Below are 25,560 nucleotides of genomic sequence, written 5' to 3'. Positions count from 1 at the left end.
AGGAGGCTTTAAGCCTCCTTTTTCTTTTTTAGAACCAAGATTATTTTTTGTCTTTTCTGTATTCTTTCATTTTATCTTTATGCTCTTTCTGAATTGCAGTCCATTTTTTATATTGGTCAGCTGTCAGAATAGATTTCATTTTGGCATCATAAGCTTTATGATCTGTTTCCATCTGTTTTTTCATGGCTTTCTTGTCAGCTTCAGTTGGCTCAACACCAGAATCTTTTCTGCTTTTTTTAAGTATTTCCATTTTTGTGCTTCTGTCAGATAAAAGTTCACTGACTTGTTTTTGCTGATCCGCATTTAAGTTCAAATCAGTTGTCAGCTTTTGCAAATGAGCTTGATCGCGTTCTTGTGGCGATTTATGATCTTTTCCTCTATGATGACCTTTATGCTCTTTTTTTAGAGCTGTCCATTTTGTGTACTGATCCGCATTTAAAATTGATTTCATTTTAGCATCATTAGTCTGCTTTGTCTTCTTCCATTTGTTTTTTGAAAGTTGCTTTTTCTTCAGCTGTTGGAGGCGTTTTAGTGTCTTTTCGAGATTGTTTAAACTTTTCGGCTTTAGCACTTCTTTCTGCGATAAGCTGTTTTACCTGCTCTTGCTGTTTATTATCTAAATTTAAATCAGAAGTCAATTTTTGCAAATATTTTTCGTTACGCTGTTCTGGAGTTAATTTTTCTCGTTGATCGCGTGTCGGCTTCTGATTGATGTCTTGTGCAAAACTTACTATTCCAACAAATAATAAAGCTGCAATAAATAATTTTTTCATAATTCGTTTTTTAAAAAAGGTTTATAGTAATTAGACTTCATCAGAATTATTAAGTTTAATGGCATTTTGAGGTTTATCTTTTATTTAACAGAAACTATTAAGGAAAGTTTAAAGAATATTGAGAAATAAAAAAGAGGCAATTAAGCCTCTTTTATTTAGTTTTTATCCTTTCTGTATTCTTTCATTTTTTCTCTTGCTTTGTCTTTGTTTTCTTCCTGAATGGTTTTCCATTTTGTGTATTGGTCAGCATTCAAAATCGATTTCATTTTAGCATCGTTTGCGTCTCTCTCAGCCATCATTTCTTTTTTAAAAGCTTCTCTTTCTGCAGCAGTAGGTTTAGTGCCACTTTCTTTTTGTTCTTGACGTGCATCTCTTAGTTTTTCAGCTTTTGCACTTCTGTCTGCTAAAAGTTGTTTTACTTGAGCTTGTTGACTGGCATCCAGATTTAGTTCTGTTGTTAATTTTTGCAACTGTTTTTCATTGCGCTGTTCAGGGGTTAACCTTTCTTTCTTTTCTTGTGCAAAACTTGCTATTCCAACAAATAACATAGCGACGATAATTAATTTTTTCATGTTTTAAGTTTTTTAATTGTTTATAAGAAATTAGACTTTTTTGAATAAAACAGGTTTAATCGAAGTTTGAAAAATTATATTTTATTTAACAAATTGAAAAACAGAGTTTTCAGCTGATAAGTAGTAAAAAATAGACTTAACTATAAGAATGAATTTAAATAAGATTATAATAACGCTAAATGTTTGATTGTAAGTGTCTTGCTTTAAATATTTTTTTTAACTTTAGTAAAGTATTGCTTTTCAGGTGTTTTCTGAAAAAGCAGTTTTCATGATTCCCATATTTCAGTAATAGATTTCCAAAAACATAATTTAATACTTTATTCTATGGCAGATCTTTCCCAAGCCCACCGCATCCTTTTTTTAAATACTTTGGCATTTGCAATCTGTTTTGCATGCTGGACACTCAATGGAGTATTGGTTACTTTTTTAGTTGATAAAGAAATTTTTAATTGGAGCGTCGTACAAATAGGATGGCTTTTAGGAATTCCTGTTCTTACGGGATCAATTATGAGATTGCCAATGGGAATTTTAACCGATAAGTTTGGTGGCAAGATTGTACATTCTGCTTTATTGATTCTGGCTTCAATTCCGTTATTTCTTTTACCATTTGCGACTTCTTTTACTGTCTTTGCCATTTTAAGTTTTTTATTCGGAATGGTAGGAACCAGTTTTGCTGTTGGTGTAGCTTCAACCTCTGTATGGTATCCTAAAGAATGGCAGGGAAGAGCCTTAGGAATTTTCGGAATGGGAACAGCCGGTGCTTCAATTACGCCATTTTTAGCACCTTCACTTTTGAGTACATTTTCAGAAAACGATCCCGAAAATGGATGGAAATGGCTTCCTGTACTTTATGGTTCTGCCTTGTTATTGATGGGAATTGTGTTTCTGATTTTCGCTAAAAATAAAAAAAGCGAAGCACAATCTAAAACGGTAAAACAATTATTGCAACCCTTAAAGAGAGTACGTGTTTGGCGCTTCGGGACTTATTATTTCTTGGTGTTTGGATCGTTTGTTACTTTCTCGCAATGGCTTCTGCCAAATTTTATGAATGTCTATCACACAACTTTAGTTTTAGGCGGAATCTTTACTTCTTGTTTTAGTTTACCTGCGGGTGTTGTACGTGCTTTTGGAGGTTTTTTGTCGGATAAATTCGGAGCCAGAAAAGTAATGTACTGGGTTTTGAGTTCTTCGGTCATATTAAGCTTTTTATTATTGTTTCCAAAAATGGATATAACGACTTCAGGAAGCGGTCTTTTAGCGAGTAAAGCAGGAACTGTTACAGCGGTTTCGCCAGATAAAATAGTGGTCGATGGTAAAGAATATGCTATAAGTCAGAAAGATGAAAGTCAGCCGCATTCTAAGTTTTTTCCATCCAAAAAACATGGCAGGAAGTTGTGGTAGCAGAAAATCAAAAAATTCAGAAAAAAGATTTATTGGCAGAAGGAATTACTCAAATTCATTTTGAAGCCAATATGTGGGTGTATTTAGTTTTGGTTATTCTCATAGGAATTTCGTGGGGAATTGGTTCTGCAGCTGTTTACAAACATATACCAGATTATTTCCCCAATGAAGTAGGTGTAATTGGCGGAATGGTCGGACTCTTAGGCGGTTTAGGCGGATTCTTCGGACCAATTATTTTCGGGTATTTATTATCATTTACCGGATTTTGGACGAGCTCTTGGCTTTTTATTCTGGCATTATCATTAACCTGTCTGATTTGGATGCACCGTGTAATTGTAAAAATGACAAAAGAAAGATTGCCTGAAATGGCTAAAGATATTGATCGAAAATAATCTGTCATGAAAGAAAAAACATTTAATACAAAAGCTTTATTAATTGCAACGGCAGCTTCGGTTTTTATGGTCGTATTGGTTTTCTATGGGTCAAGAAAACTTCAAAATTTTGATGCGGCTTTGGTTACCTATCTGTTCGGAACTCTGTTTGCATTTTTCGGAGTTGTGTATCGCTACACGGTTTAGTTGCAACGACCGCCAACTTGGATGTATTTCAAACGCGGAATTCATTTTCTCTTTACAGGAAAAGTATTTTCGCATTTGTGGTTTTTAGGAAAAGAATCTGTTCAGAATATTGCTTTTCAGAAATTCATTTATCCAAGAGGTAAATACAGATGGTTAGCTCATTTCTGTATTGCAATTGGCTGTTTTTCGGCTTTTGCAATTACTTTTCCGCTCACATTTGGATGGATTCATTTTACGTTGGCACCAAATTCAATTACTGTTTACGAAGCTCATTTTTTTGGTTTTAAAGTAATGGATTTCAGATTGGATTCGATCATGGCATTTTTGACTTTCCATGCCTTAAACTGGTCTTCTTATTTGGTTATTTTCGGTTCTCTTTATTATTTAAGGAGACGTTTAACCAATCCGGGATTAATTGCCACACAGACTTTTGAAGGCGATTTACTGCCACTTCTTTTATTAATTGCCATTTCTGTTACGGGTTTGTGTCTGACTTATTCTTATCAATTTATGAAAGGATTTGCTTATGACTTTCTCGCAGTAGTTCATGCTGTAACAGTTATTATGTTTTTAATATGGATTCCATTTGGAAAGTTTTTCCATATCATTCAGCGCCCTGCGCAGATTGGTGCGCACATTTACAAAAAAGAAGGAATGAAAAAAGGAATGGCAATTTGTAAAGAAACAGGAAAACCTTTTACAACCCAGCTTCATATCGATGATTTAAAAATTGTAACTAAACAATTAGGTTTTGACTTTAGTGATGATGAAGGAAATTCACACTTGGATTTAAGTCCCGAAGGAAAACGAGATCGTTTGGCGAAAGCGCATTTAAAAGCAAGAATCGAAGGCGGAAATTTATTTGGATAAAATTATAGTTTCAAGTTTAAGGTTTCAAGTTTCGTTGCAGAACGTGAAACATGAAACATGAAACCAAAAAATAACAAAAAAATCATGGCAAAACTACCTGTATCAACTGAAAAAATAATTGAAGCATTTGGTCCACATCTGAATTATACACCAAAAGAAGGATATGCAGGGCGTGATGAACCAGATAAAATGGTCAAAACACATTGCTGTTTTTGCGGTATGCAATGCGGAATTCAATTATCTGTAAAAGACAATAAAGTGGTTGGTTTTGAACCTTGGATGGAATTTCCGTTCAACGAAGGTCGTTTGTGTCCAAAAGGTGTTCAGCGTTATATGCAGAACAATCACCCCGATCGTTTATTGCATCCGATAAAAAGAGTAGAGGGCAAAGGTTTTGAACAAACTACTTGGGATGAAGCAATGGATAAAACCGTTTCTGAAATCAAAAGAATTCAGGAGAAATACGGTAAACATGCTTTTTCTATGCTTTCAGGAGTTTCGTTGACCAATGAAAAAAGTTATTTGGTTGGAAAGTTTGCCAGAGTAGCTTTAAAAACTAGAAATTTAGATTATAACGGTCGCCTTTGTATGGTAAGTGCTGGTGCTGGAAATAAAAAAGCATTTGGTTTAGATCGTGCTTCGAACAATTATTCGGATTTAGAATATGCTGAAGTTATTATTGTTGCGGGAGCGAATATTAGTGAGACGTTTCCAACTTTAACCCATTGGATTTGGAAAGCCCGAGATCGCGGAGCCAAATTGATTGTTGTTGATCCGCGAGTTATTCCATTAGCAAGAACGGCAGATGTTCATCTTGATGTAAGACCAGGAACCGATTCTGCTTTATATGGAGCAATGTTGAAATATCTCGTAGATCACGGTATGTTAGATCATGATTTTATTGATAATTATACGTCAGGATTTCAGGAAACGATTGATGCCGTAAAGGATTATACTTTAGAATGGGCAGAAGAGATTACAGGAATTTCTAAAGAAAAAATTAAAGAAGCGACCGAGTTATGGGGAAAAGCAAAAACAAGCTTTTTACTGCACGCAAGAGGAATAGAACATCATTCTAAAGGTGTTGATAATGTAATCGGATGCATTAATCTGGTTTTGGCAACAGGAAGAATTGGAAGACCCTATTGCGGTTACGGAACCATTACCGGACAAGGAAACGGTCAGGGCGGAAGAGAGCACGGTCATAAATGCGATCAGCTGCCTGGAAATCGTGATATCGAAAATATGGAACATCGAAAATACATTGCCGATGTTTGGAAAATAAAAGAAGAAGATATGCCTCATAAAGGCATTACAGCTTATGAAATTATAGAAGCCATTCACAGTGGTGAAATAAAGGGATTGATTTCGATTTGTTTTAATCCTTTAGTTTCGCTACCGAATAATAATTATGTGCGTTCTGCTCTTGAAAAATTAGAGTTTTATGTTGCGATAGATTTCTTTTTGAATGAAACAGCGCGTCATGCCGATATTGTTTTAGCAGGTTCATTGCAGGAAGAAGAGGAGGGAACAACAACCTCAGCTGAAGGTCGTGTTATCCGAATTCGCCAAGCTGTAACACCTCCAGGCGATGCGAGAACAGACACTTCAATATTATTAGAATTAGCAAAGAGATTAGGCGAAGAAGAAAGATTTACTTACGCAGATAGCGAAGCCATTTTTAATGAACTGCGTGTCGCTTCAAAAGGAGGAACTGCTGATTATAACGGAATTACTTATAAAAAAGTAGAGGATAATATGGGCGTTTTCTGGCCATGTCCAACAGAAGATCATCCCGGAACCCCAAGATTATGGGAAGATAAAAAATTTGCCACACCAGACGGAAAAGCGCATTTTAATCCAGCTCCTTATAAACTGCCCGGTGAGGTTACAGATGAAGAATATCCAATAACATTAACAACTGGCCGTGTCGTTTCTCAATATTTAAGCGGCACGCAAACTAGAAGGATTGGAAAATTAGTAGATCAATTTCCTGAACCTTTGTTGGAAATTCATCCTGAAATGGCGCAGAAATATAATATTCAGCAACGGGAATTAGTAAAAGTTTCAACCCGAAGAGGAGAAGGAATTTTCCCTGCAAATATTGTAGAAACCATCAGGAAAGATACCGTTTTTATCCCGTATCACTGGCCGGGAAAAAATCGGCCAACCAGTTAACGCCTGGAACATTAGATCCTATTTCAAAAATTCCTGAGTTCAAAGTTTGTGCTTGCAAGCTGGAACCTTTGGGAGAAATAGAAAATTCATCAGACAAATCAAATGCTTATGCAAGTGTTTAATCTATAAAAAGCAACAATTATGAATTTAACCAATTATAATAAAAACGAAGAGTTTTTTGTAGACTTACAAAGATGCATAGGTTGTAAAGCCTGTGAAATGGCTTGTGCAGAATGTGAAACAAATGGTCAAGAATCTATGATTCACGTTAATTATGTAGAACGTGAAGTTACCATTCAGACCACTGTTCAGGTTTGCATGCATTGCGAAGATCCTGTTTGTGCGAATGTCTGTCCGGCTGACGCGATTTCACAAGACGAATTCGGAGTAGTTCATACCGCAAATACAGAACGCTGCATTGGTTGCTCTAATTGCGTAATGGCTTGTCCGTTTGGAGTTCCAAAGAAAATGGAAGAATACGATTTGATGATGAAATGTACAATGTGTTACGACAGAACCAGTGTTGGCAAAAAGCCAATGTGTGCAACAGTTTGCCCGAGTGGCGCATTGTTTTATGGGACTCGTGAACAAATCGAAGAAATGCGTCCAAACAGCACTCCGGTAAATTCCTTTGTTTTCGGGAAAGAGCGTGTCAACACAAAAGTGAATATCATGATGCCAAAAGGAAGCGCCGAATTACGAATATTTTAAATCTAAAATCCATGTCTAAAGAAGATAATTTAAGTGAAAACTGGAAGAAAGATTTTCCATATAAAAAGCAGGAATCAACACAAGTAAGCCGACGTGATTTTGCTAAATTCCTTACGCTGGTTTCAGGAGGTTTAATGGTAGGAAGTGGTTTGGTTGCGGCAAAAGCGTATTTATTGCCTAGCGAAGAAGTTGTTGGAGAACATTTTGTGTGTGAAATAAAAGATATTCCGTTGGGCGGGACAAGAGGTTTTGTGATTGAAGGTAGTACCATTCCGTATATTTTGGTGCATTTAGAAAGCGGTATGTTTAGAGCTTACGAGCAAAAGTGTACCCATCTTTCTTGTGCTGTTTATTACAAACCCGGAACAGGAATTATTCATTGTCCATGCCATGAAGGTTCTTTTGACGCTTTAACTGGAGATGTTATCGCGGGACCTCCACCAAGAGCTTTGCCTCAGTTGGAAGTGGTTTTAAAAGGAGAAAAGATTTTTGTAAAAGCTTTTGAAAATAAAGCGAGTTAATTGTTTAAGAAATATATTATGAGTACATTTAGAAAAAGCCAAAATCAAGCAAATCCAAATAAGTTGAATGTTATTTTGTCTACTTTAATATTTGTTTTAATCTTAAATGTAAGTATCCAGATTTGGTTATTGTATGCTCGCTTTAAACAATGCATTAGACAACAATAAAGAAATTTTAATTCCGGCATTTATAGGTTCGCTTATTTTATTTTTAATTGGTTTTGGATGGTTGTATTATCTGCCAAAAGGGAATTTTCGAAATAACAAAACATAAATAATTTAATATTATGAGCTCAAATCTTGTTGCAAATAAAATAGCTTTTTTCTCGACTCAGCCTTACGATAAAACGTTTTTCAATAAATACAATGAAGATTTTGGTTTTCGATTGGATTTTTTGAAACCCAATTAAATCCTCAGACTGTAGCTTTAATTGAAGAATGCGAGATTGTTTGTGTTTTTGTAAATGACATTGTAAACGAAACGGTCATTAAACAATTAGCAGAAAAGAAAGTAAAAATAATTGCTTTACGCTGCGCTGGATTTAACAATGTCGATTTAGAAGTTGCAAAAAAATATAATATAAAAGTTTGCCGAGTTCCCGCATATTCTCCTCAGGCGGTTGCAGAACATGCTATGGCTATGATTTTAACTTTAAACAGAAAAACGCACAAAGCTTATAATAGAGTTCGCGAACAGAACTTTTCTTTAAACGGATTATTAGGTTTCGATTTATTCGGGAAAACAATCGGAATTATTGGAACTGGAAATATAGGCAAAGCATTTTCTAAAATTGCACTAGGTTTTGGTCGCAAAGTCTTGGCGTATGATATTGTTGAAAGTGACGAAATGAAAAAAGACGGAGTTTCTTTTGTTGGTTTAGAAGAAATTTTTAAATCGAGTGATATTATCTCGCTTCATTGTCCGCTGAACGATCAAACGAAACATGTTATTAATACCACCTCTATTTCTTTTATGAAAGAAAGTGTCATGATTATAAACACAAGCCGTGGCGGTTTAATAGAAACTTCGTCGGTTATTGAAGGTTTAAAAGAAGGAAAAATAGGTTATTTAGGAATTGACGTTTACGAACAAGAAGAAAAATTATTCTTCAGAGATCTTTCTGCAGACATTATTCAAGATGATGCAATTCAGCGTTTAATGAGTTTTCCAAATGTTTTGGTAACGGCGCATCAGGCGTTTTTTACAAATGAAGCTTTGACACAGATTGCTTTGGTGACTTTCAATAATATAAAATCATTGTTAGCGCAAAACGATATTGAAAATAAAGCCGCGTTGTTGGTTTAAATTATTATGAATTTAAAGTTTTGGATTATGAAAAATAAGATTTTAATTCTAATCGCAATTTTGGCATTAAGTTCTTGTCAGAATAAAGACAATTCGAAAAATATTGTAAAAACAATTGTTCAAGATACATTGTCTAAAACACTTGGAGGAACAGCAGATTTGAGTGAAGTCACTTCAAAAGAAGACAAGACAGTCGAATTAATTCGCAAGCAATTGCTCGTTTTATTAGAGAAAGATATTCCTACGCTGACCAAAGACGATCGGTATTTTTATTATGAAGCTTTCGATTTAAACAACGATAAGAAAAACGAATATTTTGTTAGTTTTTCAAATCCTTATTTCTGCGGAAGCGGAGGCTGTTCGGGTTATATTTTAAAGAATGATGGTACTGTAATAAATCGTTTCACTGTAACCGATTTCCCAATATATGTAAGCACTTCAGCAACAGAAAAATTTTATGATTTAATTTTTGAAAGCGGAGAAAAATTTCATCTTCTAAAAATGAAAGCTGGAAAATATCCATCCAATCCATCTGTTCAAGGAGTTATAAAAGGTGATGTTCCAAAAGAGAGTACAAAGGTTTTGGATATTCAAGGAAAGAAATTGGAGAAGTATTCGTTTTAAAAATAAAAACCCCGACAGATTTAAAAACCTGTCGGGTTTGAATATTAGTAAGCTTTGTAATTCCTAAAAATCAAATTCTCCAATTAGAATTTTACTATCGCTTTCACGTTTGTTTTCTTTTTGGCTTTGGAAAACAGCAATTTTGCGTTCTTGTCTGCCATCAGAATAATACAAGTAAACTTCTGCCATAACTGTCGTTGGTCCAGAAAGAATATTCTGTCTCTCACCGAAGAAATTAGTCTTGATTTTGTATTTCCCTTTAATCGCTTTTTTTAGTAAAAATTGTTCAGGACCAAAACCTTGAGTAAAATCATTGCTTAATCTTCCTCCAATTTCTGTAGATCTATGCGAGTACGAACAATCTTCTCCTCTTGGATCTGTAACCCAAAGATCGATATCTGTATTGTCTTTATTCCAGTTAATAACAATACGAATGTCGACTGGAAGATTTGCTTTTAGACGATCATCAACTTTGCTTGCATCAACATTTTTGTTTTGGCTCAAAATGTTATTGATTTCCATAATCAAAATCTCTTCAATACCATTATCTCTAATAGAAATCTCATCGGTATATTCCTGATAAAGCATGCCTTTATAGATGTTAAGAGCTTCTTGAGGTTTTTTATTATCTACCAAAGCTAATGCATAATCTCTATGACTTTGAGGATCAAATGGTCTCCATTCTAGAATCTTTTGAGTAATCCACAATTCTTTTTCATAATTGCCTCTTTGTTTCAACAGATAAGATATCGTCTTATATAACTCTTCGTTTTCCAAATCAAGTTCTGCTAATGTACTTAAAACCTTTAGGGAAAGTGCTTTGTCACCTTTTTTGAATAGGAGTTTAGAAACATCAAAATAATAGGTTACCTGTTTCTCATATTTCGGACGATTTTCAAGATATTTCTGGTAAATCAATTCAGGAGACTGTAAAGACTGAAAATCTTTCATATACTCTTGAGTACTTTCTACATCTATCAAAGTTATTTTACCTGTAGAAGTTTTTTTATCGCCTGCTCTAGTTTCTGCAGAATATACATCATTATCGCTAACAACACTTTCTTCTGCCGAAGACAATTTTTGTGACTGTTTAGAAATTGTAGGATATTGTTTTTTTTCTGTAGGCTTAAATTCACTGTTCCACCAAGTTGTCAGTTCACGTGTTTTATCAAAAGCTTTAGATAGAAGATTTCTTCTTTTCTCTAAAATTTGTTTTTTGTTTTGAGAAACGATTCTGTTGTATTCTGATATTAATTCCTCTGGAGGAGTAATGCCAAAACGCACATAATCATTAACATCATCCAATACGATAAGACTGGTGTTCTTGCTTACTACACCAAACTGCTCACTCAGATTTCTGATTTCTTCACTGTTTTGAGTTGAATTAAGTTCAAGATCATTAATTTTTCGTTGCGCCCAAAATTGTGCAAGCGGCCAATTGTCTACTTGTACAGCGTTACTAAAATCTACAGGCACTTCAAATTTTTTATTTCCTACTGAAAAAACAGCAGTAAGTTTGCTCAAGTTTGAAGATGAAATTCCGAATATGTTGACTGGTTCGTTTACGGCAGTTCCAACATTTGGAAATAACTCCTGAAGTGTATTGGTTTCTTTAAAACCTAAAAATACAATAGGAAGTCTTTTATACGTTTTTAGAGCAGATTGAGTGTCTAATTCATTAAGATTGATAAAATTCCCTCCAGATTGTGATGCTAAAAGTTTAAGCAGATTAAAATCAGAAGTGGGTGTGCTTGTTATACTATTAACCGGTTTTTTGAATTTTAGAGTTAAATCACCAAAATTTGAAATTCCGTCAGAAAACATAAGATATTCGTCTATTGATGAAATCTCTTTTAAAGCGCCAAAATCAGTTCCGCCATCGTATTTCAGATTAAGAATTCTGTCTTTTAATGCATTCCAATTTCCACCAGAAACTGTAAATTCTTCTGTTTTTTCAAGAACGTTATTTAAAAGAACAAAAGAGACCGCAACGTCTTTGTTGTCTGAAAAATAAGCAGTAAGAAAGTCCAATTCTTTTTGGTGATTTCTTTTAGATCCGCTAAATGAATTGTCCCAAATAATGGCAATTTTTTGAGATTTTGCTTTTTCTTTTACAGGGAAATTCATTGAAACGCTTGCCGCAAAATAAGATTTATCGTCAGAAGCTTTTTGAAGCATTACATTAGACGACTCATTTACTTTTGGAATAGCTATTTTAAGACTCTCATTTGGAGTGAAATTCGTTTTACTAATTTCAGCAATCCATTGATTTCCTTTCTTCTGAAAAGTAAAACTTCCATCTGGATTTTCTGTAATTTTAGGAGTTGTCAGGCTTTCGTTAACCAATACTTTTAGATTAAATTTCGGGATGCTAACTGCATTGGCAAAACTTAAAAAATATTCATAATCGGTCGCAGAATTTTTTAATTCCTGATTGTAAGTAATTTTAATCATTCTGCTGCCTCTCGCAGTAATAGGATAAATTCTAGTTCTGAAATTGTTTCCGGCTACTTTTTCAATAATACCTGGATCTACATTTCTTTTTTCAATACTTTCAAATACTTCTTTAGCTCGTTCTTTTGGAACAGGAACGGCATCTCTTAAGCTTCCGTTAATATCCAAAGCATAACCGCTTACGCTAACTCCTTCTGGCAACGGAAGTGTAAAATTACCTTCTAAAATTCTGTCTCCAGGATTGTAAAATGTATAAGTTGCGGTAGTTGAAGCAAGATTTCCTAAAATTTTGGTTTCAATTTTCACCTCCTGTAAGATGACCGAATTTTTTTTCTGATTTTCGACATCCAGAGTTGGAATCTGTGAAAAAGCGACACCACAGAATAGTAGTGCGCAAATACTAAAAAATTTATTCATAATTAATTAAGTGCGATTTTTTATTCGGTTATAAACGTAGGAAAATTCTTTTAAATTTAAAAGTTTTTCTGAACTTTTCAAATTAGAGAGAATTAATATGTTTAGCCACAATTCCAAAATTTATACCTTGAACTTGATCTACTCCACTGAAATTAACCGCAATCAGTTGGCCACATTCATTAAAAACTGGTGCGCCGCTCGCGCCATGTGTAGAAGTTATACTGTATTGAATTTTATTACCATCAGATTCTTTACTAATTTGACCATTGTAAAGCTGTACTTTTATGCCGGAGTTTGTTTGTGCCAAATCCATTCCCATCGGATAACCTACCATTATTGCTTTTTGGCCAGGAGCTAAAGAAGCATCATTATCAATAATATTATCAAGACTAATGATGTTGGTAACAGTTTGTGGAGTTTTATGAGTAACTAACTGTAAAAGACCTAAATCAACATTAGTGTCATCTGAAACTTTTTTAACCTCACAACTATTCCATTCACTATCAGAATTATGAAGTGCTACTTCAATGTCTACAGTTTTTACATACACTTCAATGTTTTCTATAGGCACATATTCTTTTACCGGAATAGATGCTTGCAATATCAGTAGATACTTGCGCTGTATCTGTTTCTGTTTCATTAGAACTAACAAATTCTTCACCCGCAGACTCAGTAGTTTCTTCGCCTGATTCTTCATATTCTCCGTCTCCTTCACCTTCATCATACGAGACCGAAGCATGTGACCAGTTGTTGTCAATAAAACTTTCATAGTCATTTTCAGAAACATCGGTAGTAAGAATAGAAGCAACCTTCATTCGTAGATTTCGTATAGTAGTATTTACTTTGGCGCTTTCTTCATCTGATGAATCCCATGGTTGTAAAACATGTCTATTGGTAATCATGTCACCTTCTGTATCAACAAAAAAGCCAGTTCCGTAAATTGTTTCTTCCTTAGCATCCTCAACATTAAGCTGAATTTCTTTTCCGTTAATTTTAGCAAAATAGCCATATCTATGCTTTATAAGCACAACTGCGTCTTTGTAAGCATCATAGATTTTGGTATCTGTGCCTAAACAAATAGCTTCTTTTTTAGGCGTAAAATATTTAAAACCTAAAAAGCCTGCAGCAGAGAGAACGATAATAGCAATGAGAACAAATTTGAAACGATTTCTTTTTTTCTTGACTGTTGTTTCCAAGTCTTCGTTTGGGGCGATCTTTCTAATTTTCATTTAAAGTATTGGTTGAAAAATGTTAATTGAATGGGTTTGGGTTCAAAAAAAATAGACTTTATATAAAGTCTATTTTTTTTCAAATGTAGTAATTTGTTTGCTAAAAAAAAGCAAAAACAAAATCAATTGTATGTTCTTTATTAACGGAGTTTTGTCTTGTTTTTGAATGTTGTAACAAGGCTTGTGAAAGTATTTTCTTGTAAAACAATTTGGTAAAAGTAAAGTGTTGTTTTACAGTTTTTTAAATGTAATTTTTAGTTTGTGTTTGAATATTGATAAAAAAAATGGCGAGAAGCATTTGTTTTAAAAATAAAACCCGACAGGTTTTAAAAACCTGTCGGGTTTTGAATATCATAAAATCCAACGTGTAATTTGGAATTTTAATTTTGGAATTTATCCAACTAATTCCACAAATTTAAACTCGCCGTCAACAACAACTTTAGTTAAACCGTGTTTAGATAAGTTTTTCATAGACACATCCCATTTTTTACCGCTTAAGTTAGCTGTAATTTTTAGTCGCGTTAAATCCATTCTATTTTCATTTTTGGTAAGCAAGTCAATGATGAATTTTTCTTCGTCAGAAAGTTCGATTTGAGCTTGTTTTTTCTCCGGACGCATTTGTGGGAACAATAAAACTTCCTGAATAGAAGCATTGTTTGTTAAATACATAATCAAACGATCCATTCCAATTCCCATTCCAGATGTTGGAGGCATACCATATTCAAGAGCTCTTAAGAAATCTTCGTCGATAATTCCGTTTGCTTCATCATCACCTTTTGCCGCCAAACGCATCTGATCTTCAAAACGCTCTCTTTGGTCAATTGGGTCATTTAATTCAGAATATGCATTTGCAATTTCTTTACCGCAAACCATTAATTCAAAACGCTCAGTCAAATCTGGATTATCGCGGTGCTCTTTACAAAGCGGTGACATTTCTTTAGGATAATCTGTAATGAAAGTTGGCTGAATATAATTTCCTTCACATTTAGCTCCAAAAATTTCATCAATCAATTTTCCTTTACCCATTGTTTCGTCAACCTCGATTCCCATTCCGCGAGCAGCTTCAAACAATTCTTGTTCTGTTTTTCCAGAAATATCAAAACCAGTAAAATGTTTGATAGAATCTGTCATTGTAACACGAGCGTAAGGCGCTTTAAAGTTAATTTTGTGCTCGCCAAAAGTAACTTCGCTAGTTCCGTTAACTGCAATTGCACAATGCTCTAATAAACCTTCAGCAAATTCCATCATCCAGTTGTAGTCTTTGTAGGCTACATATATTTCCATTGCCGTAAACTCAGGATTATGCGTTCTGTCCATACCTTCGTTACGGAAGTTTCTAGAAAACTCATAAACACCTTCAAATCCACCAACAATTAATCTTTTTAAGTATAACTCATTTGCAATACGCATATAAAGCGGAATATCAAGCGAGTTGTGATGCGTAATAAATGGTCTTGCCGAAGCTCCACCAGGAATAGATTGTAAAACAGGAGTGTCAACCTCTAAATATCCTGCATCGTTAAAATAACCACGCATCGCACTGAACAATTTAGTACGTTTGATGAAAGTTTCTTTAACCTGAGGATTTACTGTTAAATCTACATAACGCATTCTATAACGCAATTCAGCGTCGTTAAAAGCATCGTGAACATTTCCTTCTTCGTCAACTTTTGGTAACGGTAACGGACGCAAAGTTTTGCTTAAGAAAGTAAAACCAGTTACACGAATACATTTTGCACCAACTTGAGTTGTAAACAATTCACCTTCAATACCAATAAAATCACCTAGATCGGTTAATTTTTTGAACACTTGGTTGTATAGCGTTTTATCGTCACCTTCACACAAAACATCGCGATTTACGTACAATTGAATACGTCCTTCGCTATCTTGTAACTCAGCAAAACAAGCTTTACCTTGATCGCGAACACTCATCAAACGACCCGCAACGATAACCTTCTTACCCTCTTCAAACGTTTCCTTTATCTGCTTAGATGTATGATTTACAGGAAAAAGATTAGCTGGATAAGGATTGATTCCTAAGTTGCGTAAGTTCTGAAGTTTTTCTCTTCTAATGATTTCTTGTTCTGATAATGCCATTTTGTGCTATTTTTTTAAGTGTGCAAAGATAAAATTTTTGTTTCAAGTTTCAACTCAAAGTGTTAAGGTTTTTTGCGGCAGAAATTTTCGTCTTTTCATGAACGTTTTGTCCCGCTATACGCTTGTATCTTTTCCTTGCTAAAGAAGCAAGAAAAAGGATACCGCTTCTATCGGGGCTAGATTAGAAATTTTCGTTTTCAAAAGAGTTTTTAGTTGGAATGCAATGACTGAAAAAACTTACTATATTAGCTTTTTGTAACTTTAGAATTTTAACAAAAAATGAAATATTTATCCGTTTTTTTACTGTTGTTTTCTTTTATAAGCTGTCAAATTACAGAAACACTTACCATAAATTCAGACAGAAGCGGAAGTATCGAAGTATACAGTCTTCGAGATGAGAATAGTTTCGCACAGTTAGGAAGACAAGATTTTGGAGATGAAAAATTTATAGACACAACTTTTACTTTTCGAGATTACATCGTCAAGTACCAAGATACTTTTGTGAAATTTAATAAAGCCGACCAAGCTTTATTTACAGAGCATGCAAATGTAAAAATGCAGATCAAATTGGACCCAATTCAAATGGAAAATTTCAACAAAGTAGCTTTTGAATTTAAGAACATAGAAGAAATACCCAATCTTTATGAAAGCCTTGGATTGGCAAATTCTCTTAAAGAAAATTATCCCATATACAGAAAAAGCTATAAAATAAAATACACTTTTGATGGTAAAGTCTTTAAAAGAACTTTAGCCATAACCAATCCAGAAAAGTTTGAAAAAGATAAAAAAGAAATGGATGAACACGAAAAAATATATTCTAAGTATAAAGTAATGCAATCCTATACGCTCAAATATTATTTTCCTCAAAAAATAAAATCGGTTTCAAATTCAAACGCAATTATTGGTTCAGACCAAAAATCTTTAAGCTTAAAATTTCAGCTTTCATATTGTTTAAAAAATCCAGAAAGTACAAATCTAGAAGTTGTTTTAGAATAAAAAGGTTTTAGCGGGTTTTTAAATAAAGTTAGCGCCTTAAAAAAGTTCGTATCTTTGATGAAAAATTGTACATCGATGAAATTATACAAATTACTTTGTTTTTCTTTTTTAATAGCGACTTTAACTAGCTGTACTTTCACTGAAAATGTTTACATAAACGATAACGGAACCGGAAAATTCTCTGTAGATATGGATGGTTCTCCTATAATGGAAATGGCTGGTGATCAAATTGCAGGTCAAATGGGAGACAATAAAAAAGATATAGATACTACTTTTACTTTCAAAGAAGTATTTCAAGAGAAAAAAGACAGTATCGCCAAATTGTCGCCAGAAACGCAAAAAGAACTTAAAAAACTGGAAAGTTATGTTGTATCGACAAAAATAAGTTCAGAGAAGAAAGAATTTCTAATGAACATGTCAACTGATTTTAAAAACGTAAACGAATTACAAGATATTTTACAGACATTGGGCACGCTTCAAAAATTAGAAGGAGGCAAAAATCCTATGGGAAGCGGTTTCGGAGATAATGGCAGTAAATTAAGTTATACTTTTGACGGAAAGAAATTTACAAGAAAAGCAGTAGTCGATCAACAAAAAAAGGCGACGAAAGGCGCAAGATGCAGAAGGAGATATGTCAAAAATGATGTTTGCTTCGTCTAGCTACATTGTAAAATATCACTTTCCAAAAAAAATAAAGAAAGTCTCTAATCCAAGTGCTTTGTTTAGCGACGACAGAAAATCAATTACAATTCAATACTCTTTTACGGATTATATGGAGAATCCCGACAAACTTGACTGTGATGTTGAGTTTGAAAAATAATTAAAATGAACAAGAAAATCCAACTTCAGGATCTGGGTAAAAAAGATTATAAATCTACTTGGGAATATCAAGAAGAAATCTTTAAAGACATAGTCGATTTAAAAATCAAGAATAGAAGAGAAGAACTAGAGTCGCCAACACCAAATTATTTGCTGTTTGTAGAGCATCCTCATGTTTATACTTTGGGGAAAAGTGGCGATCTAGAGAACTTATTATTAAACGAAAAACAACTCGAAGCCAAAGGAGCAACTTTTTATAAGATCAATCGTGGCGGAGATATTACGTATCACGGACCTGGACAAATTGTAGGTTATCCGATTTTAGATTTAGAAAATTTCTTTACTGATATTCATAAATACCTTCGTTTGTTAGAAGAATCAATCATTCTAACTTTGGCAGAATACGGTTTAGAATCGGGCAGAAGCGAAGGAGAAACTGGAGTTTGGCTTGGCGTAGGAACTCCGTTTGCACGTAAGATATGCGCAATGGGTGTTCGTGCTTCAAGATGGGTTACCATGCACGGATTTGCTTTAAATGTAAATGTCGATTTAGGATATTTTGATAATATTATTCCATGCGGTATTCGCGGAAAAGGCGTTACTTCTTTAAACGTTGAACTCGGGGTAGAAAAAGTAAATGAAGAAGAAATAAAAGCTAAAATCATAAAACATTTCGCAGAGCTCTTCGAAGCTGAATTTGTTTAAAAACATCTCTAAGAAAGTAAACCGTTTCAGATATTCATTTGAAACGGTTTTTTATTTCGTGTGAATTTTTAGAGAGAAATCGGTTTTTTTCTAAAAAAATATTGAAAAAAGAGAAAAACCATTTCGCAAAAGTTAAGATTTTGAAAGAAAGACAAATTATAGATTATTCGTCGTTCTCTAAGGTATTTATGCTAAATTTGAGTACTTACTATTAAATTTTTAATTCCTGATTGCTTATGAGAAAAATCTACTTATTCTGTTTTCTTTTTGTGCTAAATGGTCTTTTTGCCCAAAAGAAAGATAAATTATATCCAGTTACAGTTTATGAAAAAGTGTGGCAGGAAAAAAATAGCGATACTAGATTAAAGATGATAAAATCAATCTGGTTAGAAGACAGTACTTTTGAAGATCCTTCAGCTTCTATAAAAGGAACTGTTGCGTTTAATAATGTTATTAACGAATTTTACAAGAAAAACCCAGATGCAGTTTTAACTTCGGGAGCCAAAATTGTAAAGGACAATTATGTAACTTGGGAATGGAAAATTCTTGATTCTAAAAATAATCTTGTAATGGCTGGACGTGATTTTGCACGTTTAAACGGAAAAGGTCAGGTAAGTAAAATTATTAGTTTCTGGGATAAAGGAGCAACTTTGTCTGAGGCAGATATTTTAAAGAATCTAGAAGCTGATAATTTGAAAGTAGTGGCGAAATATTATGAAAGTCTTTTTAAAACAAGAGACTTTGATGCTTTGAGTGCTTTAATTGCAGACGGAGCAGTTTATAATCAGGCTACAGGATTGCCTTACGGAGGAACTTATATTGGTTTTAGCGAATGGACAAAAATGTTCACAAAATCAACAGAGTTTTTTGATTTACAGATAGAAAAAGAACCGGTTTATTTTAGTGATGCTTCTAAAAATGAAGTAATCATTTATTTTACAATAAGCTGTAAATCTAAAAAATCAGGTAAAACAATGTCAGTTCCAATTTCAGAACATTTTGATTTGAAGGACGGAAAAATTACGGCTGTCAGACCTTTTTACTATGACACAAAAACATTTGCAGAATTCTTAAAAAGTAAAAAATAATAAAAAACGACCTATACAAAATAGGTCGTTTTTTATTAGATGAGATCAAGTTCTAGTTGCTCTGGCAAAAGTCTAAAACTCATTCTATGGTATTTTGTGGTTCCAAATTCTTTAATGGCTTCACGATGCTCTTTGGTCGGATATCCTTTGTTTTGTTTCCAATTGTACATCGGAAATTCTTCGTGAATTTGATCCATATATTCGTCGCGATATGTTTTTGCTAAAACAGATGCGGCGACAATACTCAAGTATTTTCCATCGCCTTTGATAATACTTTGATTCGGGATCGATTTTAAAAGCGCAATTTCTTCCTGAGAAAACTGTTTTCCAAAAGTATTTTTAAGTCCGAGTTTAGCATTTAAGGAACGATTTCCATCAACAATAATATATTCGGGAACATGCTTTAACTTTAAAATGCATTCTTGCATTCCTTTCATAGAAGCATTTAAAATATTTATTTCATCAATTTCGTCTGGAAACAAATGTGTAACGGCAAAACATAAAGCTTCTTTTTCTATAATTGGTCTTAAAAGCGCTCTTGTTTTTTCAGACAATTGCTTACTATCATTCAAGATTTTATTTTCAAAATGTTCGGGTAAAATTATAGTCGCGGCAGTAACTGGGCCAGCTAGACATCCTCTGCCAGCCTCATCGGTTCCGGTTTCCAAAACAAATCCTGAGAAATTTTTTTCGAGCATTTTTTAGGTTTTAAATAACAAATTAGATGAAATTTTTGGCAAAAATATTCGTTTTCGTACTGTCAGCCAAGGCAATTGTATAAAATGAAGTGTTTTTTTATTTATTTGTTTTTATAATTTACCTTTGCTTAGCAAATTTTGTCAAAATAAATTTATACAAAGCCATCAAATGAGAATATTCATTTTTCTATATCTATTAGTTGTACCAACTTTATTGTTTTCTCAAGAAAAAAATCCTGCTTCTAAAAATAATTTAGATATGAATACGAAATATTCAAGTATTACGGATACAGTAAAAAAGAAAAAACAAAAAATAGCGAAAATAGACCAGTATAAAATTGTTACTCTAGAACACGATACAATTTATGCTGATACTTCGTTGACTCTTAAAAGTGCTTACAAACAAAATCATCTAAGAAAAGATCTTTTTGGTCTTATGGAGTTCTCTAATATTGGACAGCCTTTAAATACATTACAATATAGTTTGACAAGTTTTTCTCCGTATCCTGAAATCGGTTTTAGTGGCAAGCATTCTATTTACATGCAGGCAGATCAAATTAGATATTATTCTGTTGCAACACCTTTTACGGAGTTGTTTTTTAACACTACAATTAAAAAAGGGCAAAATGTAGATTCATTTATCACATTAAACGTTTCTAAAAATCTTAATTTTTCTATTGCTTATAAAGGATTAAGATCTGAAGGAGATTATAATAACCAATTGGTTAGTGCAGGAAATTTAAGAATTACAACCAGTTATGCTACAACAGACAAGCGTTATGCGATAAATGCACATTTTACAAATCAAGATATTTTAAATGAAGAAAATGGAGGTATAACGAGTGATTCTGATTTTGAAAGCAATAGTAATGATTATAAAAACCGACAGAGATTGCAGGTTTATTTAACCGATGCAGAATCATTTTTAAAAGGGCGAAGATTGTTTTTTGACCATGCTTTTAGAGTAAATCCAAAAGATGGAAGCAATAACCTTTATATAACGCATCAATTTAATTATGAATATAAAGATTACGAATATAAGCAACCAACGGTAATTTCGACTATAACTTCTAATGACGGAACAACTAGCCGCATACAACGATTTGGAGATTCCTATTCGTCAGGCAATATTAACGATCAGACCAAATATGAGAGACTTTATAACAAAGTAGGTGCAGCTTATGAGAATTCGCTGTTAGGTAAATTTATATTTTTTATAGACGATTACAGATCTAATTACAAATACAACCGAGTTATTATTGGTTCTGATGGAAATGCGATTCCAGATAATTTGTTTTTGCAGTTTAATAATTTCGGTGCTCAGTATGAATATCAGAAAAACAAATGGAACGGTAGATTTTTGTATTCTAGATCAATTACCAACCAATCGCTTTCAGATTTAGATGCAAAGTTGCGATATAATATGAACGAAAAAATCAAGTTTGATTTTAGATATCGCAATATCAATAAACTGCCTAATAACAATTATAATTTGTATCAAAGTAGTTGGATTTCATATAATTGGGCAAATAATTTTAAAAACGAAAAAATCAATTCGTTAAGTGCAGAAATTACAACTCCTTGGTTAACAGGGCAAGTTCAGTATACGGTATTAAAAGATCATTTGTATTTTACAGATATGGCTACAGATGCGGAGCAAGCAGCTCAAGAGCAGATCGTTAAGCCAATGCAGTATGGAAATGTAATTAACTATTTAGAAATAAAAGCAAGCAGAGAGTTTAAATTTGGACCTTTTGCATTAGATAATACGCTTTTGTACCAAAAAGTAGATCAATCAGATTTAATTTTAAATGTACCTGATTTTGTAACTAGAAACACATTCTATTATTCAAATCATTTCTTTAAAAAAGCTTTATTTATGCAAACAGGACTTGTGTTTAATTACCTTACGAAGTATTACGGAGATGATTATAACCCTGTTATTGCTGAATTTTTTGTACAGCAGGAGAAAAAAACGGGTGGTTTTGCAACATTCGATTTCTTTGTGAATGCCAGAATACGCCAAACGCGTTTTTATTTAAAAGCAGAGCATTTTAATGCTTTGTTTTCGCAGAGCAACTATTATTCAGCGCCACATAATCCATATCGTGATTTTGTGTTGCGTTTTGGTCTGGTTTGGAATTTCTTCCAATAAAAACAGACTATTTTTTATTTAGAACCACTTAATAAAACTTAAATAAAAATGGACTTTTCAAATAATATTTTAGAAACAATTGGTAACACGCCATTAGTAAAACTGAACAAAATTGTTGCTGAAATTGATGCATTAGTATTGGCAAAAGTCGAAACCTTTAATCCTGGTAATTCTGTAAAAGACAGAATGGCTGTAAAAATGATTGAAGATGCTGAGGCAGATGGCCGATTAAAACCTGGAGGGACTATTATTGAAGGAACTTCTGGAAATACGGGAATGGGACTTGCACTTGTGGCAATCGTAAAAGGCTACAAATTAATTTGTGTTATTTCAGACAAACAGTCTAAAGAAAAAATGGATATTCTTCGTGCTGTTGGTGCAAAAGTTGTTGTTTGTCCTACAGATGTTGAGCCTACAGATCCACGTTCATATTATTCAGTTTCAAAGCGTTTAGCAGAAGAAACGCCAAATTCTTGGTACGTAAATCAGTACGATAATATGTCAAATTCGTTGGCGCACTATGAGCAAACTGGACCAGAAATTTGGAAGCAGACTGATGGAAAAATCACTCATTTTGTTGTTGGTGTTGGAACAGGAGGAACTATTTCTGGAGTTGGAAAATATTTGAAGGAACAAAATCCAAATATTAAAATCTGGGGTATTGATACTTATGGTTCTGTTTTTAAGAAATACCATGAAACAGGAATTTTCGACGAAAACGAAATCTATTCGTATATAACAGAAGGTATTGGAGAAGATATTCTACCTAAGAATGTTGATTTTTCTCTAATTGACGGTTTTACAAAAGTAACCGATAAAGATGCTTGCGGTTTATACTAGAAAGATTGCTCTTGAAGAAGGAATTTTTGTTGGAAATTCTGCTGGAGCTTGTATAAAAGGTTTGTTACAGTTAAAAGAACATTTTAAACCAGATGATGTAGTTGTGGTATTATTTCACGATTCTGGAAGCCGTTATGTTGGAAAAATGTTTAATGATGATTGGATGCGCGAACGCGGATTTTTGGAAGAAAACATTACAAAAGCAGAAGACGTTATTAAAGATCATATTGACAAAGAATTAATCGTTGTTCGTACAGAGGAATTGGTCTCGCATGCAATTGAGCGTATGCGTAAATATAAGATTTCGCAAATTCCAGTTGTAGATATCAATGGTTTTGTTGGTTCTGTAGACGAAACAGATTTGTTTAGAAGTTATGTTGAAGATAAAAATGTTGCCGAAAAACCAATTAAAGAGGTAATGGGTAAACCTTTTCCAATTGTAAAATTAGGAACACCAATTGAGGAAGTTTCGAAACTTTTCAGCAAAGAAAATGACGCTGTTTTGGTTGATTTAGGAAACGGACATCATCACATTATTACTAAATATGATATTATTGGCGCAATAAAATAAGCCTTTATAAATACAAATAATCCATAAATCTTGTTGTAAAACAATTAGGTTTATGGATTTGTCTTTTAAATATATAAAATGAATTTTACAGCTATAGATTTTGAAACCGCAACAGGATATCATCCATGTTCGGTGGGTATTGTAACAGTCGAAAACGGAATTATAGTTGACGAGTATGTAACTTTAATTAAGCCACCAAATAATGAGTATAATCCGTTTACGATTCGTGTTCATGGAATTTACCCAAAAGATACTATCAACGCAAAATCTTTTTTTCAAATTTACCCTGAGATTGAAAAGAGACTAAAAAATAGAGTTGTGGTAGCGCATAATGAAAGTTTTGACCGGAATGTTTTAATGAAAACAATGTTGCTTCATGGCTTAAATTATGAAGATTTGAATATTGCTACAAAATGGGAATGCACGGTTAAAATCTATAAAGCAAAAGGCATAAAGCCAACAAAACTAAGTGATTGCTGTCGCGAAATGGATATTCAGCTCAATCACCACGAAGCTTTATCAGATGCAAGGGCATGTGCTAAGTTATATATGCTTCGTTAATTTTTTATATTTGTAAGAATAATATTAAAAAATAATTTACTTTTAGATTTTGTAACAGCATCATAAAATCTAAAAATGAAAGAAGACTTTCTTCATTATCTCTGGAAATTCAAGAAATTTGATAACTTGAATTTAAAAACTGTCCAAGGCGAAGTAATAACAATCTTAAAATCGGGCGATTATCTAGAACTTGCCGGGCCTGATTTTTTCAATGCTTATATAGAAATTGGAAATCAGAAATGGGCAGGCAATGTCGAGATTCATTTAAAATCTTCAGATTGGTATTTGCACAATCATGAGAAAGATCCTGCCTACAAAAATGTCATTCTTCACGTAGTGTGGGAAAACGATACTGCTGTTTTTAGAGAAAACAATACTGAAATTCCTGTTTTGGTTCTTAAAGATTATGTTTCAAAAGAAATAATCGAAAATTATAATACATTGGTTGCTCCAAAAACTTGGATTTCTTGCGAAAGACAATTAAAAGATATTGATGGTTTTGTTTTTAAAAACTGGCAAGAAAGATTATTTTTTGAGCGTTTAGAGCGAAAATCTAAGTTTATTTATCAATTATTAGAAGAAACCAATCAAGATTGGGAAGCCGTCTTATTTTGCCTTCTAGCAAAGAATTTTGGTTTGAATACAAATGGAAATTCCTTTCTGCAGATTTCAAAAGCAATTCCGTTTGCTATAATCAGAAAAGAGAGTTTTGAGGTTGAAAATTTAGAAGCGCTACTATTTGGAACTTCAAATTTATTAAATGCAGAAAAAGAAGATGTTTACTATAAAGATTTAAAATTTCGTTATTTCTATTTGCTACATAAATATCAAATAGAAAAAACATATACAGAACCACTTCAGTTTTTTAAACTTCGGCCAGATAATTTCCCAACAATTAGACTTTCTCAATTGGCGGCATTATATCATAGACATCAAAATCTGTTTTCAAAAATTATTGATTTAAAATCAGTCGATACTGTACATAGTTTGTTAACGGTATCTGCGAGCCTTTATTGGCAAAATCACTATAAGTTTGATAAAGAAAGTCCAAAGAAATCAAAAACACTTTCTAAGTCATTTATAGATCTACTGCTTCTAAATACGATTGTTCCGCTCCAATTTGCGTATTCAAACATCATGGGTGAATCAATTGCCGAAGATTTAATTGATTTTATGAATGAAGTTACTTCAGAGAAAAATGCTATTATCGATAAATTCAATTCGTTTGGCATTAAGTCAAAAACGGCATTTGATAGTCAGGCATTATTAGAACTCAAAAATGAATATTGCGAACGCAAGGCTTGCTTAAAATGCGCTATCGGATTGGAGTTGCTTAAAAATAATTAACGAATTAGAAAATTTCATAATTAGATAATTCCTATTTTTGTAAATCTAA

At 33.2% G+C, this 25,560-nt stretch carries 22 protein-coding genes and 4 pseudogenes; 18 read left to right on the top strand and 8 right to left on the bottom strand.

Annotated features, from left to right (window positions below):
• Positions 1-40: 40 nt before the first annotated feature.
• The 3 genes from P5P87_RS11410 to P5P87_RS11400 all read right to left on the bottom strand — a co-directional run bounded on the left by P5P87_RS11410 (position 41) and on the right by P5P87_RS11400 (position 1,345).
• Positions 41-451, bottom strand: a complete 411-nt coding sequence (locus tag P5P87_RS11410; protein ID WP_278022623.1) for a DUF4890 domain-containing protein — start codon at positions 449-451, stop codon at positions 41-43.
• A 10-nt stretch (positions 452-461) separates the two neighbouring features.
• Positions 462-773 carry a hypothetical protein gene (locus P5P87_RS11405; protein WP_278022622.1) on the bottom strand — a complete coding sequence of 104 codons (312 nt, stop codon included), beginning with the start codon at positions 771-773 and terminating at the stop codon, positions 462-464.
• Positions 774-928: 155 nt separating this feature from the next.
• Complete coding sequence (locus P5P87_RS11400) at positions 929-1,345, bottom strand: hypothetical protein (RefSeq protein WP_278022621.1); 417 nt, start codon at positions 1,343-1,345, stop codon at positions 929-931.
• Between the two features lie 324 nt (positions 1,346-1,669).
• On the opposite strand from P5P87_RS11400, the pseudogene P5P87_RS11395 reads away from it, so the two are divergent.
• From P5P87_RS11395 to P5P87_RS11355, 9 genes and pseudogenes are all read left to right on the top strand, one after another.
• Positions 1,670-3,138 (top strand): annotated as a pseudogene (locus P5P87_RS11395) (MFS transporter).
• Positions 3,139-3,144: 6 nt separating this feature from the next.
• Positions 3,145-3,324 carry a hypothetical protein gene (locus tag P5P87_RS11390; protein ID WP_278022620.1) on the top strand — a complete coding sequence of 60 codons (180 nt, stop codon included), beginning with the start codon at positions 3,145-3,147 and terminating at the stop codon, positions 3,322-3,324.
• A gap of 21 nt (positions 3,325-3,345) precedes the next feature.
• On the top strand, positions 3,346-4,194 hold the full coding sequence (locus tag P5P87_RS11385; RefSeq protein WP_278022619.1) for an MFS transporter: 849 nt from the start codon (positions 3,346-3,348) through the stop codon (positions 4,192-4,194).
• Between the two features lie 84 nt (positions 4,195-4,278).
• Positions 4,279-6,494 (top strand): annotated as a pseudogene (locus tag P5P87_RS11380) (molybdopterin oxidoreductase family protein).
• A 19-nt stretch (positions 6,495-6,513) separates the two neighbouring features.
• Complete coding sequence (locus tag P5P87_RS11375) at positions 6,514-7,083, top strand: 4Fe-4S dicluster domain-containing protein (protein ID WP_278022617.1); 570 nt, start codon at positions 6,514-6,516, stop codon at positions 7,081-7,083.
• 11 nt (positions 7,084-7,094) lie between these two features.
• On the top strand, positions 7,095-7,604 hold the full coding sequence (locus P5P87_RS11370; protein ID WP_278022616.1) for a QcrA and Rieske domain-containing protein: 510 nt from the start codon (positions 7,095-7,097) through the stop codon (positions 7,602-7,604).
• A 133-nt stretch (positions 7,605-7,737) separates the two neighbouring features.
• Complete coding sequence (locus P5P87_RS11365; protein WP_278022615.1) at positions 7,738-7,878, top strand: hypothetical protein; 141 nt, start codon at positions 7,738-7,740, stop codon at positions 7,876-7,878.
• A gap of 13 nt (positions 7,879-7,891) precedes the next feature.
• Positions 7,892-8,910: pseudogene (locus P5P87_RS11360) on the top strand (2-hydroxyacid dehydrogenase).
• 27 nt (positions 8,911-8,937) lie between these two features.
• Positions 8,938-9,534 carry a hypothetical protein gene (locus P5P87_RS11355; RefSeq protein WP_278022614.1) on the top strand — a complete coding sequence of 199 codons (597 nt, stop codon included), beginning with the start codon at positions 8,938-8,940 and terminating at the stop codon, positions 9,532-9,534.
• A 63-nt stretch (positions 9,535-9,597) separates the two neighbouring features.
• Here P5P87_RS11355 and P5P87_RS11350 read toward each other — a convergent pair whose 3' ends face one another.
• From P5P87_RS11350 to lysS, 4 genes are all read right to left on the bottom strand, one after another.
• Positions 9,598-12,405 (bottom strand): VIT domain-containing protein, encoded by a 2,808-nt coding sequence (locus P5P87_RS11350; protein ID WP_278022613.1) that lies wholly within the window; start codon positions 12,403-12,405, stop codon positions 9,598-9,600.
• 82 nt (positions 12,406-12,487) lie between these two features.
• The gene (locus P5P87_RS11345; RefSeq protein WP_278022612.1) at positions 12,488-13,006 is read right to left on the bottom strand and encodes a S1 family peptidase; all 519 of its coding nucleotides are present in this window, start codon (positions 13,004-13,006) and stop codon (positions 12,488-12,490) included.
• Positions 12,957-13,634, bottom strand: a complete 678-nt coding sequence (locus P5P87_RS11340; RefSeq protein ID WP_278022611.1) for a S1 family serine peptidase — start codon at positions 13,632-13,634, stop codon at positions 12,957-12,959. The genes P5P87_RS11345 and P5P87_RS11340 overlap by 50 nt, the downstream gene beginning before the upstream one ends.
• A 393-nt stretch (positions 13,635-14,027) precedes the next feature.
• Positions 14,028-15,731: a lysine--tRNA ligase gene (gene lysS / locus P5P87_RS11335; RefSeq protein WP_278022610.1), complete on the bottom strand. Its 1,704-nt coding sequence runs from the start codon at positions 15,729-15,731 to the stop codon at positions 14,028-14,030.
• A 279-nt stretch (positions 15,732-16,010) separates the two neighbouring features.
• Between lysS and P5P87_RS11330 the strand changes: the two genes are divergently transcribed.
• The 5 genes from P5P87_RS11330 to P5P87_RS11310 all read left to right on the top strand — a co-directional run bounded on the left by P5P87_RS11330 (position 16,011) and on the right by P5P87_RS11310 (position 19,339).
• Complete coding sequence (locus P5P87_RS11330; RefSeq protein ID WP_278022609.1) at positions 16,011-16,727, top strand: hypothetical protein; 717 nt, start codon at positions 16,011-16,013, stop codon at positions 16,725-16,727.
• A 57-nt stretch (positions 16,728-16,784) separates the two neighbouring features.
• Positions 16,785-17,387, top strand: a complete 603-nt coding sequence (locus tag P5P87_RS11325; RefSeq protein ID WP_278022608.1) for a hypothetical protein — start codon at positions 16,785-16,787, stop codon at positions 17,385-17,387.
• Entirely contained in the window at positions 17,368-17,547 is a 180-nt protein-coding gene (locus P5P87_RS11320) for a hypothetical protein (protein WP_278022607.1), read from the top strand. Before P5P87_RS11325 ends, P5P87_RS11320 begins: the two co-directional genes overlap by 20 nt.
• Before the next feature lie 5 nt (positions 17,548-17,552).
• Entirely contained in the window at positions 17,553-18,251 is a 699-nt protein-coding gene (lipB, locus tag P5P87_RS11315; RefSeq protein ID WP_278022606.1) for a lipoyl(octanoyl) transferase LipB, read from the top strand.
• Between the two features lie 236 nt (positions 18,252-18,487).
• Complete coding sequence (locus P5P87_RS11310) at positions 18,488-19,339, top strand: nuclear transport factor 2 family protein (RefSeq protein ID WP_198857532.1); 852 nt, start codon at positions 18,488-18,490, stop codon at positions 19,337-19,339.
• A gap of 35 nt (positions 19,340-19,374) precedes the next feature.
• Here P5P87_RS11310 and P5P87_RS11305 read toward each other — a convergent pair whose 3' ends face one another.
• Positions 19,375-20,037 carry a ribonuclease HII gene (locus tag P5P87_RS11305; protein ID WP_278022605.1) on the bottom strand — a complete coding sequence of 221 codons (663 nt, stop codon included), beginning with the start codon at positions 20,035-20,037 and terminating at the stop codon, positions 19,375-19,377.
• Between the two features lie 169 nt (positions 20,038-20,206).
• Between P5P87_RS11305 and P5P87_RS11300 the strand changes: the two genes are divergently transcribed.
• The 4 genes and pseudogenes from P5P87_RS11300 to P5P87_RS11285 all read left to right on the top strand — a co-directional run bounded on the left by P5P87_RS11300 (position 20,207) and on the right by P5P87_RS11285 (position 25,511).
• Positions 20,207-22,192, top strand: a complete 1,986-nt coding sequence (locus tag P5P87_RS11300) for a putative porin (protein WP_278022604.1) — start codon at positions 20,207-20,209, stop codon at positions 22,190-22,192.
• A gap of 48 nt (positions 22,193-22,240) precedes the next feature.
• Positions 22,241-23,603, top strand: a pseudogene (locus P5P87_RS11295) (pyridoxal-phosphate dependent enzyme).
• A 78-nt stretch (positions 23,604-23,681) separates the two neighbouring features.
• Positions 23,682-24,164 carry a 3'-5' exonuclease gene (locus tag P5P87_RS11290; RefSeq protein WP_278022603.1) on the top strand — a complete coding sequence of 161 codons (483 nt, stop codon included), beginning with the start codon at positions 23,682-23,684 and terminating at the stop codon, positions 24,162-24,164.
• Between the two features lie 75 nt (positions 24,165-24,239).
• Positions 24,240-25,511 (top strand): DUF2851 family protein, encoded by a 1,272-nt coding sequence (locus P5P87_RS11285; RefSeq protein WP_278022602.1) that lies wholly within the window; start codon positions 24,240-24,242, stop codon positions 25,509-25,511.
• Positions 25,512-25,560: the final 49 nt, after the last annotated feature.

This window comes from Flavobacterium ginsengisoli (genome assembly GCF_029625315.1).
Classification (GTDB): domain Bacteria; phylum Bacteroidota; class Bacteroidia; order Flavobacteriales; family Flavobacteriaceae; genus Flavobacterium; species Flavobacterium ginsengisoli.
This window is presented reverse-complemented; position numbering and strand designations above follow the sequence as displayed.

Excerpts from the sequence above, each read along its gene's own strand:
- P5P87_RS11355 (WP_278022614.1), top strand. The coding sequence starts at position 8,938 with ATGAAAAATAAGATTTTAATTCTAATCGCAATTTTGGCATTAAGTTCT.
- P5P87_RS11400 (WP_278022621.1), bottom strand. The coding sequence starts at position 1,345 with ATGAAAAAATTAATTATCGTCGCTATGTTATTTGTTGGAATAGCAAGT.
- P5P87_RS11330 (WP_278022609.1), top strand. The coding sequence starts at position 16,011 with ATGAAATATTTATCCGTTTTTTTACTGTTGTTTTCTTTTATAAGCTGT.
- lysS (WP_278022610.1), bottom strand. The coding sequence starts at position 15,731 with ATGGCATTATCAGAACAAGAAATCATTAGAAGAGAAAAACTTCAGAAC.
- P5P87_RS11405 (WP_278022622.1), bottom strand. The coding sequence starts at position 773 with ATGAAAAAATTATTTATTGCAGCTTTATTATTTGTTGGAATAGTAAGT.
- P5P87_RS11290 (WP_278022603.1), top strand. The coding sequence starts at position 23,682 with ATGAATTTTACAGCTATAGATTTTGAAACCGCAACAGGATATCATCCA.
- P5P87_RS11285 (WP_278022602.1), top strand. The coding sequence starts at position 24,240 with ATGAAAGAAGACTTTCTTCATTATCTCTGGAAATTCAAGAAATTTGAT.
- P5P87_RS11385 (WP_278022619.1), top strand. The coding sequence starts at position 3,346 with ATGTATTTCAAACGCGGAATTCATTTTCTCTTTACAGGAAAAGTATTT.
- P5P87_RS11340 (WP_278022611.1), bottom strand. The coding sequence starts at position 13,634 with ATGAAAATTAGAAAGATCGCCCCAAACGAAGACTTGGAAACAACAGTC.
- P5P87_RS11410 (WP_278022623.1), bottom strand. The coding sequence starts at position 451 with ATGAAATCAATTTTAAATGCGGATCAGTACACAAAATGGACAGCTCTA.
- P5P87_RS11350 (WP_278022613.1), bottom strand. The coding sequence starts at position 12,405 with ATGAATAAATTTTTTAGTATTTGCGCACTACTATTCTGTGGTGTCGCT.
- P5P87_RS11310 (WP_198857532.1), top strand. The coding sequence starts at position 18,488 with ATGAGAAAAATCTACTTATTCTGTTTTCTTTTTGTGCTAAATGGTCTT.
- P5P87_RS11370 (WP_278022616.1), top strand. The coding sequence starts at position 7,095 with ATGTCTAAAGAAGATAATTTAAGTGAAAACTGGAAGAAAGATTTTCCA.
- P5P87_RS11300 (WP_278022604.1), top strand. The coding sequence starts at position 20,207 with ATGAGAATATTCATTTTTCTATATCTATTAGTTGTACCAACTTTATTG.
- P5P87_RS11305 (WP_278022605.1), bottom strand. The coding sequence starts at position 20,037 with ATGCTCGAAAAAAATTTCTCAGGATTTGTTTTGGAAACCGGAACCGAT.
- P5P87_RS11365 (WP_278022615.1), top strand. The coding sequence starts at position 7,738 with ATGCTCGCTTTAAACAATGCATTAGACAACAATAAAGAAATTTTAATT.
- P5P87_RS11325 (WP_278022608.1), top strand. The coding sequence starts at position 16,785 with ATGAAAAATTGTACATCGATGAAATTATACAAATTACTTTGTTTTTCT.
- P5P87_RS11390 (WP_278022620.1), top strand. The coding sequence starts at position 3,145 with ATGAAAGAAAAAACATTTAATACAAAAGCTTTATTAATTGCAACGGCA.
- P5P87_RS11375 (WP_278022617.1), top strand. The coding sequence starts at position 6,514 with ATGAATTTAACCAATTATAATAAAAACGAAGAGTTTTTTGTAGACTTA.
- P5P87_RS11320 (WP_278022607.1), top strand. The coding sequence starts at position 17,368 with ATGATGTTTGCTTCGTCTAGCTACATTGTAAAATATCACTTTCCAAAA.
- lipB (WP_278022606.1), top strand. The coding sequence starts at position 17,553 with ATGAACAAGAAAATCCAACTTCAGGATCTGGGTAAAAAAGATTATAAA.